16 protein-coding genes are annotated in these 8,211 nt (G+C 41.4%); all 16 read right to left on the minus strand.

The window, feature by feature from the left end:
- Positions 1-100: 100 nt before the first annotated feature.
- Positions 101-1,090 (minus strand): DNA-directed RNA polymerase subunit alpha, encoded by a 990-nt coding sequence (gene rpoA / locus HRT50_RS16330; protein WP_291616420.1) that lies wholly within the window; start codon positions 1,088-1,090, stop codon positions 101-103.
- Positions 1,091-1,118: 28 nt separating this feature from the next.
- Positions 1,119-1,739 (minus strand): 30S ribosomal protein S4, encoded by a 621-nt coding sequence (gene rpsD, locus HRT50_RS16335; protein WP_291616422.1) that lies wholly within the window; start codon positions 1,737-1,739, stop codon positions 1,119-1,121.
- Positions 1,740-1,770: 31 nt separating this feature from the next.
- Positions 1,771-2,160: a 30S ribosomal protein S11 gene (gene rpsK, locus HRT50_RS16340; protein ID WP_114325558.1), complete on the minus strand. Its 390-nt coding sequence runs from the start codon at positions 2,158-2,160 to the stop codon at positions 1,771-1,773.
- A gap of 13 nt (positions 2,161-2,173) precedes the next feature.
- Positions 2,174-2,530: a 30S ribosomal protein S13 gene (gene rpsM / locus HRT50_RS16345; RefSeq protein WP_291616427.1), complete on the minus strand. Its 357-nt coding sequence runs from the start codon at positions 2,528-2,530 to the stop codon at positions 2,174-2,176.
- Between the two features lie 194 nt (positions 2,531-2,724).
- Positions 2,725-2,838, minus strand: a complete 114-nt coding sequence (rpmJ, locus tag HRT50_RS16350; protein ID WP_130603190.1) for a 50S ribosomal protein L36 — start codon at positions 2,836-2,838, stop codon at positions 2,725-2,727.
- 29 nt (positions 2,839-2,867) lie between these two features.
- On the minus strand, positions 2,868-4,205 hold the full coding sequence (gene secY, locus HRT50_RS16355) for a preprotein translocase subunit SecY (RefSeq protein ID WP_291616432.1): 1,338 nt from the start codon (positions 4,203-4,205) through the stop codon (positions 2,868-2,870).
- Between the two features lie 8 nt (positions 4,206-4,213).
- The gene (rplO, locus tag HRT50_RS16360) at positions 4,214-4,648 is read right to left on the minus strand and encodes a 50S ribosomal protein L15 (protein ID WP_291616434.1); all 435 of its coding nucleotides are present in this window, start codon (positions 4,646-4,648) and stop codon (positions 4,214-4,216) included.
- A gap of 2 nt (positions 4,649-4,650) precedes the next feature.
- Complete coding sequence (gene rpmD / locus HRT50_RS16365; protein WP_118959323.1) at positions 4,651-4,830, minus strand: 50S ribosomal protein L30; 180 nt, start codon at positions 4,828-4,830, stop codon at positions 4,651-4,653.
- Positions 4,831-4,836: 6 nt separating this feature from the next.
- A complete protein-coding gene (gene rpsE, locus HRT50_RS16370) occupies positions 4,837-5,346 on the minus strand; it encodes a 30S ribosomal protein S5 (RefSeq protein ID WP_291616439.1) in 510 nt (169 codons plus the stop codon).
- A gap of 9 nt (positions 5,347-5,355) precedes the next feature.
- Positions 5,356-5,709, minus strand: a complete 354-nt coding sequence (gene rplR / locus HRT50_RS16375; RefSeq protein ID WP_291616441.1) for a 50S ribosomal protein L18 — start codon at positions 5,707-5,709, stop codon at positions 5,356-5,358.
- A 9-nt stretch (positions 5,710-5,718) separates the two neighbouring features.
- Positions 5,719-6,252: a 50S ribosomal protein L6 gene (gene rplF / locus HRT50_RS16380; RefSeq protein ID WP_291616444.1), complete on the minus strand. Its 534-nt coding sequence runs from the start codon at positions 6,250-6,252 to the stop codon at positions 5,719-5,721.
- Between the two features lie 10 nt (positions 6,253-6,262).
- Positions 6,263-6,658, minus strand: coding sequence for a 30S ribosomal protein S8 (rpsH, locus tag HRT50_RS16385; RefSeq protein WP_291616445.1), 396 nt, complete (start codon positions 6,656-6,658; stop codon positions 6,263-6,265).
- A 13-nt stretch (positions 6,659-6,671) separates the two neighbouring features.
- Positions 6,672-6,977 carry a 30S ribosomal protein S14 gene (gene rpsN / locus HRT50_RS16390; RefSeq protein WP_291616447.1) on the minus strand — a complete coding sequence of 102 codons (306 nt, stop codon included), beginning with the start codon at positions 6,975-6,977 and terminating at the stop codon, positions 6,672-6,674.
- 4 nt (positions 6,978-6,981) lie between these two features.
- Positions 6,982-7,527 carry a 50S ribosomal protein L5 gene (rplE, locus tag HRT50_RS16395; RefSeq protein WP_291616449.1) on the minus strand — a complete coding sequence of 182 codons (546 nt, stop codon included), beginning with the start codon at positions 7,525-7,527 and terminating at the stop codon, positions 6,982-6,984.
- Positions 7,528-7,539: 12 nt separating this feature from the next.
- Positions 7,540-7,854 carry a 50S ribosomal protein L24 gene (rplX, locus tag HRT50_RS16400; RefSeq protein ID WP_114325568.1) on the minus strand — a complete coding sequence of 105 codons (315 nt, stop codon included), beginning with the start codon at positions 7,852-7,854 and terminating at the stop codon, positions 7,540-7,542.
- A 12-nt stretch (positions 7,855-7,866) separates the two neighbouring features.
- Positions 7,867-8,211: 50S ribosomal protein L14 (gene rplN / locus HRT50_RS16405; RefSeq protein ID WP_291616453.1), on the minus strand; the 345-nt coding region annotated here is incomplete at its 5' end.

An 8,211-nucleotide genomic window follows, 5' to 3' on the forward strand; every position in this document is an offset into this window, starting at 1 on the left:
CTTTACGATGACTGCTATTACGGTTTAACTGGCGACCGCTTTGACGATGACGCATAAGTTAATCCTTCTCTCAAACTGTTAATAAAAAACGATGATCGAACTAGTCGTTGTCAACAATGCTTTCTGGTGGCCAGTTTTCTAGGCGCATGCCTAAAGACAAACCACGCGACGCTAACACGTCTTTGATTTCAGTTAGAGACTTCTTACCTAAATTAGGTGTTTTCAGAAGCTCCACTTCAGCACGTTGTACTAAATCACCAATATATTGAATTGCTTCTGCTTTTAAGCAGTTTGCGCTACGAACCGTTAGTTCTAGATCATCAACAGGACGAAGTAAAATTGGGTCGAATAATGGTTTTTCTTCCACTTGTTCAACTTCTTTAATATCACGTAGCTCTACAAACGCATCTAACTGTTCAGCTAAAATGGTTGAAGCACGACGGATAGCTTCTTCCGGATCCAATGTACCATTGGTTTCCATGTCTAAAATTAATTTATCTAAATCTGTACGTTGTTCAACACGAGCAGATTCAACATCATAAGCAATTCTTACTACTGGGCTGAATGAGGCATCAACCAACAAACGACCAATAGCACGATCTTCTTCCTCGGCATCGCGACGAACAGAAGCAGGAACGTAACCACGACCCATTTCTATTTTAATCCGCATACTGATAGAACCTTCACCTGTTAAATTACAGATGACATGATCTGGATTAGTAATAGTTACATCACCATCATGTTGGATATCAGCTGCCGTTACAGGGCCTTCACCAGACTTAGTTAACGTTAGAACAGCTTCATTTTTGCCTTCTAAAATTATTGCAAGTCCTTTAAGGTTTAACAATATTTCGATGATGTCCTCTTGAACACCTTCTTTACTACTGTACTCATGTAAAACACCATCAATCTCAACTTCAGTTACAGCACAACCTGGCATTGAAGATAAAAGAATACGGCGTAACGCATTACCTAAAGTGTGACCAAAACCACGTTCTAGTGGCTCTAAAGTTACTTTAGCGCGACGAGGGTTGATATTTTCAATACCAACCATGCGTGGTCTAAGGAATTCGGTTACAGAACCCTGCATATATGTCCTCTCTTAAAGTGCAACTTTACTATTTAGAGTAAAGTTCAACAATCAACTGTTCATTAATTTCGGCAGATAAATCAGCGCGATCTGGAAGACGTTTAAAAACACCTTCAAGCTTCTTAGTATCTACTTCAACCCAAAGTGGTTTCTCACGTTGATCAGCTAATTCTAAAGCAGCGATAATACGCGCTTGAGTTTTAGATTTTTCACGAACAGAAACAGTATCTTCAGCTTTAACAGTGAAAGATGGAATATTAACTACAACGCCGTTTACCACGATAGCCTTATGACTAACTAATTGACGGGCTTCAGCACGAGTGCTGGCATAACCCATACGGTAAACTACGTTATCAAGGCGAGTTTCTAAAAGTTGTAACAAGTTTTCACCTGTGTTGCCTTTTTGACGTGCCGCTTCTTTGTAGTAGTTACTGAATTGTTTTTCAAGTACGCCAAAAATACGACGAACTTTTTGTTTTTCACGAAGTTGAACACCGTAATCAGATAAACGACCGCGACGGGCGCCATGCTGACCTGGTATTGTTTCGATTTTACATTTAGTGTCAATTGCTCTAACACCGCTTTTAAGGAACAAATCTGTGCCTTCGCGGCGACTAAGTTTTAACTTAGGACCTAAATATCTAGCCATTTTCTTTCTCCAACTATCCTAAAAAAAGCGATTAAACGCGACGTTTCTTAGGAGGACGACAACCATTATGAGGAATAGGTGTTACGTCAGTAATGTTGGTGATTTTAAAACCAGCAGCATTTAAGGCACGGATAGCAGATTCACGACCTGGACCTGGACCTTTAACGAACACTTCAATATTCTTCAAGCCAAACTCTTTTGCAGTAGCGCCTGCGCGATCTGCAGCTACTTGCGCAGCAAAAGGGGTAGATTTACGTGAACCACGGAAACCTGAACCACCTGCAGTCGCCCAAGATAATGCATTACCTTGACGGTCTGTAAGAGTCACGATTGTGTTGTTGAAAGAAGCATGGATATGAGCCATGCCATCAGCAACTTGTTTTTTTACGCGTTTACGCGAACGAACTGGTGTTTTAGCCATTGTTTAGTTCCTCTTACTTCTTAATTGGCTTACGAGGACCTTTACGGGTGCGCGCATTTGTTTTAGTGCGTTGACCACGTAGAGGAAGACTGCGACGGTGACGGATGCCACGGTAACAACCTAAATCCATAAGACGTTTAATGTTCATTGAAACTTCACGGCGCAAATCACCTTCTACGGTAAATTTGTCCACTTCAGCGCGAAGCAAATCAATTTTTGCTTCGTCTAATTCACTGATCTTTGTTGATTCATCGATACCTGCTGCTGCACAAACTGCTTTCGCACGTGTAGCACCGATACCGTAAATCGCAGTAATGGCGATTACTGCATGCTTACGATCAGGGATGTTAATGCCAGCGATACGGGCCACTAACACATCTCCTATAGTTATTTAAAATTACTTTGGTTGGAAAGCCCGTTAGGATACCCAACCATTCTCTTTTTTCGCAAATCGAAGCGGCATTATACCGAATATTCTGCATAATGCCAGTTCAAAAAGATTACGTTAATAATTATTGGTCTTTTACTCCAAAATAAATTGAAGTGCTTTACCTAATAAATAAACTAACCTTGTCTTTGTTTGTGCTTTGGCTCTGAGCAAAGAACGCGAATTACGCCTTTACGCTTTACCACTTTACAATTACGACAAATCTTTTTTACGGATGCACGTACTTTCATTTTATACTCCGTTACTTAATTAACAGGGTCTAACGACCGCCGCCTTTCAAGTTAGCTTTTTTAAGCACATTGTCATATTGATGAGACATCATATGCGTTTGTACTTGTGCCATAAAGTCCATAATCACTACGACGATAATCAATAATGATGTACCACCGAAATAGAACTGTACGTCCCATGCCATGATCATAAACTGTGGAACCAAACAGACAAAAGTAATATACATCGCACCACAAAGGGTTAAGCGAGTCATTACTTTATCTATATATTTGGATGTTTGTTCACCCGGACGAATCCCTGGAATAAACGCACCTGACTTTTTCAAGTTATCTGCAGTTTCACGTGGATTGAAAACAAGAGCCGTGTAAAAGAAACAGAAAAATATTATTGCAGCGGCTAGCATAAATACATACAAAGGTTGCCCTGGCGACATCGCCTGAGAAACTCCTTGTAAGAAATCAGCTACCGGGCCATCACCTTGTCCAAACCAGCTCGCAAGCGTGCCTGGGAACAAAATAATACTTGAGGCAAAGATTGGTGGGATAACACCCGCCATATTCACTTTTAAGGGTAAATGTGTACTTTGCGCAGCAAAAACCTTACGGCCTTGTTGACGTTTAGCATAGTTAACAACAATACGTCGTTGACCACGTTCTACAAATACTACCAAAAAAGTAATTGCAAATACCACAACGCCAATTAGCAATAATACTAATAAGTGCAATTCACCTTGACGCGCCATTTCAGCTGTTTGACCAACTGCTGATGGCATGCCAGCAACAATACCTGCGAAAATAATAATCGAAATACCATTACCGATACCACGTTCAGTAATTTGCTCACCTAACCACATTAAAAACATGGTACCAGTAACCAAGCTAATTACCGCGGTAAAATAGAAGCCAAAGCCAGCGTTAATAACTAGCCCTTGCATCATTTCCGGTAAACTTCTGGCAATCGCTATCGATTGTACTGTTGCTAGAACAAGTGTGCCGTAGCGTGTGTATTGACTGATTTTACGTCGTCCAGCTTCACCTTCTTTCTTAAGCTCTGCAAATTTCGGTGTCATAACCGTTAGCAGTTGCATAATAATTGAAGCTGAGATGTACGGCATAATACCAAGTGCCAATACTGAGGCTCGTTCTAAAGCACCACCGGAGAACATGTTAAACATTTCTACAATGGTGCCCTTTTGTTGATCAAAGAACTGAGCTAATACAGCGGCGTCAATACCAGGGATTGGTACAAATGATCCTAAGCGAAGCACTACCAGTGCAACGAATACGAACCACAATCTTTGTTTAAGCTCAGACAAACCGCCTGCGCCACTACTTCCCTTTTGAGAAGCCATTCCTGGTTTAGCCATGATCTGTATTATTCCTCGATGTTACCACCGGCAGCTTCAATAGCTGCACGAGCACCTTTAGTTACGCCCAAACCACGAACAGTTATCTTGCGTGTAATCTCGCCCGAAAGCATGATTTTTACAGCGATAATGTTACGGGTAATTAGACCAGCATCTTTCAACGCGTGAATATCAACAACATCACCTTTAATTAGGTTTAATTCATGTAGACGTACTTCAGCGCGAACTAAAGACTTACGTGAAGTAAAACCAAATTTAGGTAAACGTTGTTTCAATGGCATTTGACCACCTTCAAAACCAGGACGTACACTACCGCCAGAACGAGACTTCTGACCTTTGTGACCACGACCACCAGTTTTACCGATGCCTGAACCAATACCACGACCACAGCGCTTTTTAGCTTTGTGAGATCCCGGTGCAGGGGATAAAGTATTTAAATGCATAATTAATCCTCCACCTTAACCATATAGTAAACCTTGTTGATCATACCACGTACAGATGGAGTATCTTCTAACTCAACTGTATGATTGATACGACGTAGACCAAGGCCTCTTAATGTAGCTCTATGCTTTGGTAAACGACCGATAGAACTTTTCACTTGAGTTACTTTAACTGTTTTAGACATGCTTAATTACCCCAAAATATCTTCAACGCTTTTGCCACGTTTAGCTGCCATGCCTTCTGGTGAATGCATATTCACTAGGGCAGAAACAGTAGCGCGAACTACGTTGATTGGGTTAGTAGAACCGTATGCTTTTGACAATACGTTCTGAACGCCTGCAACTTCAAGTACTGCACGCATCGCGCCACCGGCGATGATACCTGTACCGTCAGAGGCTGGTTTCATGAAAACTTTAGAACCCGAATGCTTGCCAATAATAACATGCTGAAGAGTAGTACCCTTCAAGTCAATCGTTACTATGTTACGGTGTGCTTTTTCCATTGCTTTTTGGATTGCAGCAGGCACTTCACGTGCTTTACCGTAGCCAAAACCAACGCGACCATTACCGTCACCAACTACTGTTAATGCGGTGAAACTGAAAATACGACCACCTTTAACCACTTTTGATACGCGGTTAACGGCGATTAGCTTTTCAGCCATATCACTTTGCTGTGAGTTTTCTTGATTATGATTAGCCATTATCAACCCCTAGAATTGAAGACCAGCTGCACGAGCTGCTTCTGCTAACGCTTTCACGCGACCATGGTAACGAAAGCCTGAGCGATCAAATGCTACAGACTCAATGCCTTTAGCTTTTGCACGTTCAGCAATTGCTGTACCTACTGCAGTTGCAGCGGCTACATTACCAGTTTTTTCCAATTGAGCAGCAACTTCTTTGTCTAAAGTAGACGCAGATGCGATTACTTCAGAACCAGTTGGCGCGATCAATTGAGCGTAAATGTGACGAGGAGTACGGAATACAACTAAACGATTCGCACCCAACTCGCTAATTTTTGCACGAGCGCGTTTAGCGCGGCGCAAACGAGATGTTCTCTTATCCATAGTATTACCCTACTTCTTCTTAGCTTCTTTACGACGAACATTTTCGTTAAGATAACGAACACCTTTACCTTTATAAGGCTCAGGTTTACGGTATGCACGAATGTTCGCAGCGGTTTGACCAACTAAATGTTTATCACAACCTTTCAGTGTGATTTCAGTTTGGCTAGGAGTTTCACAAGTAATTCCTTCAGGAATTGTGTGTTTGATTGGGTGTGAAAAACCTAAAGATAAGTCTAAAGACTTACCAGCAGCTTTGGCACGGTAACCAACACCTTGTAAAACTAATTTCTTTTCAAAACCTTTACTAACACCTTCAACCATATTATTGATTAAAGCGCGTGTAGTACCGGCTTGAGCCCAAGCGCCTTTAACATCAGCAACGATATTAGTAATAATGTTGTTTTCTTCTTGAGAAACAACAACGTCACTATGGATCGTGCGAGATAATTCGCCTATTGGACCTTTAACTGTAATGTCTTGACCTGATAACGTAATGGTAACGCCAGCAGGAACAACGACAGGTGCTTTTGCAACACGAGACATATTATTCTCCTTACTCTACGAAACCAAGAACTTCACCGCCAATACCCGCAGAGCGAGCGGCGCGATCCGTCATCAAACCTTTAGAAGTCGAAATGATCGCAATACCCATGCCAGCAAGAACTTTAGGAAGTTCATCACAGCTTTTGTATATACGAAGACCAGGACGTGAAACACGTTTGATCACTTCAATTACTTCTTTACCTTCAAAATACTTCAATTCAACAGATAGCTCTGGCTTTACATCGCCCGCTACTGAAAAACTTGAAATATAACCTTCTTCTTTAAGTAAGTTGGCAATTGCAACTTTTACTTTTGAAGATGGCATTGTAACTGCAACTTTTGCTGCAGATTGACCGTTGCGGATGCGTGTAAACATGTCCGCGATAGGATCAGTCATCATAACCATTTACTCCCGTGAATTACCAACTAGCTTTCTTAAGACCTGGAACTTCACCACGCATCATAGTTTCGCGTAATTTAATACGACTTAAACCAAATTTACGTAAGAATCCATGTGGACGGCCAGTAATGTTACAACGGTTACGTTGACGACTACTGCTCGAATCACGAGGTAAACTTTGAAGTTTCAATACAGCATCCCAGCGATCTTCTTCAGAAGAATCAACACCAGAGATGATTGCTTTTAACGCAGCACGCTTTTCAGCATATTGTGCTACTAACTTGGTTCTTTTAGCTTCACGAGCTTTCATTGACGATTTAGCCATAACTCTACACCTTCTTCTTGAACGGGAAACTAAAGGCAGACAATAAAGCATGTCCTTCTTCGTTATCTTTCGCGCTAGTAGTGATAGTGATATCTAATCCGCGAATTTTATCGATTTTATCATATTCGATTTCCGGGAAGATAATTTGCTCACGAACGCCCATGCTGTAGTTACCGCGGCCATCAAATGACTTTGGATTTAAACCACGAAAATCACGGATACGAGGAATAGAAATAGAGATTAAACGCTCTAAAAATTCCCACATACGCTCGCCGCGTAGAGTTACTTTTGTACCAATAGGGTAGCCTTCACGAATTTTGAAGCCCGCAACTGATTTGCGTGCTACTGTCGTGAGCGGCTTTTGCCCTGAGATTGCAGTAAGATCATTTGTGGCGTGCTCTAATACTTTCTTATCAGAAATTGCTTCACCAACACCCATGTTAAGGGTGATCTTTTCAATCCGAGGGACTTGCATGACACTTTTATAACCAAATTGCTTTTGCAATTCAGCTACAACTGTATCTTTGTAAAAATCATGCAGTTTCGCCATCGTTTACTCCAATTAAATTAATTCGTTATCAGATTTGAAGAAACGAACTTTTTTGCCGTCTTCAATTCTAAAACCAACGCGGTCAGCCTTGCCCGATTTCGGGTTAAGGATAGCTACGTTAGAAACCTGTAAAGGTGCTTCTTTTTCAACAATGCCACCAGGCTGCTGTAACTGTGGTACAGGCTTAGTGTGTTTCTTGATTAAGTTAACGCCTTCTACGAATACTTTGCCGCTTTCAACAAGAACTTTAGTAACTTTACCAGTTTTGCCCTTGTCTTTGCCTGCAAGTATAACTACTTCATCATCACGACGAATCTTAGATGCCATTATCGTGACTCCTTATAGTACTTCAGGTGCTAATGATACGATTTTCATAAATTTTTCATTACGAAGTTCACGTGTCACAGGCCCGAAAATACGAGTACCAATTGGTTGTAAGTTTGCATTCAAAATTACAGCCGCGTTTTCATCAAAACGGATAGCAGAGCCATCTGTACGACGAATACCTTTCTTAGTGCGCACCACTACCGCAGTAACAACATCACCTTTTTTTACTTTACCGCGAGGACTTGCTTCCTTTACGGCAACTTTGATGATATCACCAATGCGTGCATAGCGACGGTGCGAGCCACCAAGAACCTTTATACATTGAACACGCTTAGCGCCACTGTTATCAGCAACATT

Source organism: Colwellia sp., from assembly GCF_013215345.1.
GTDB lineage: Bacteria > Pseudomonadota > Gammaproteobacteria > Enterobacterales > Alteromonadaceae > Colwellia.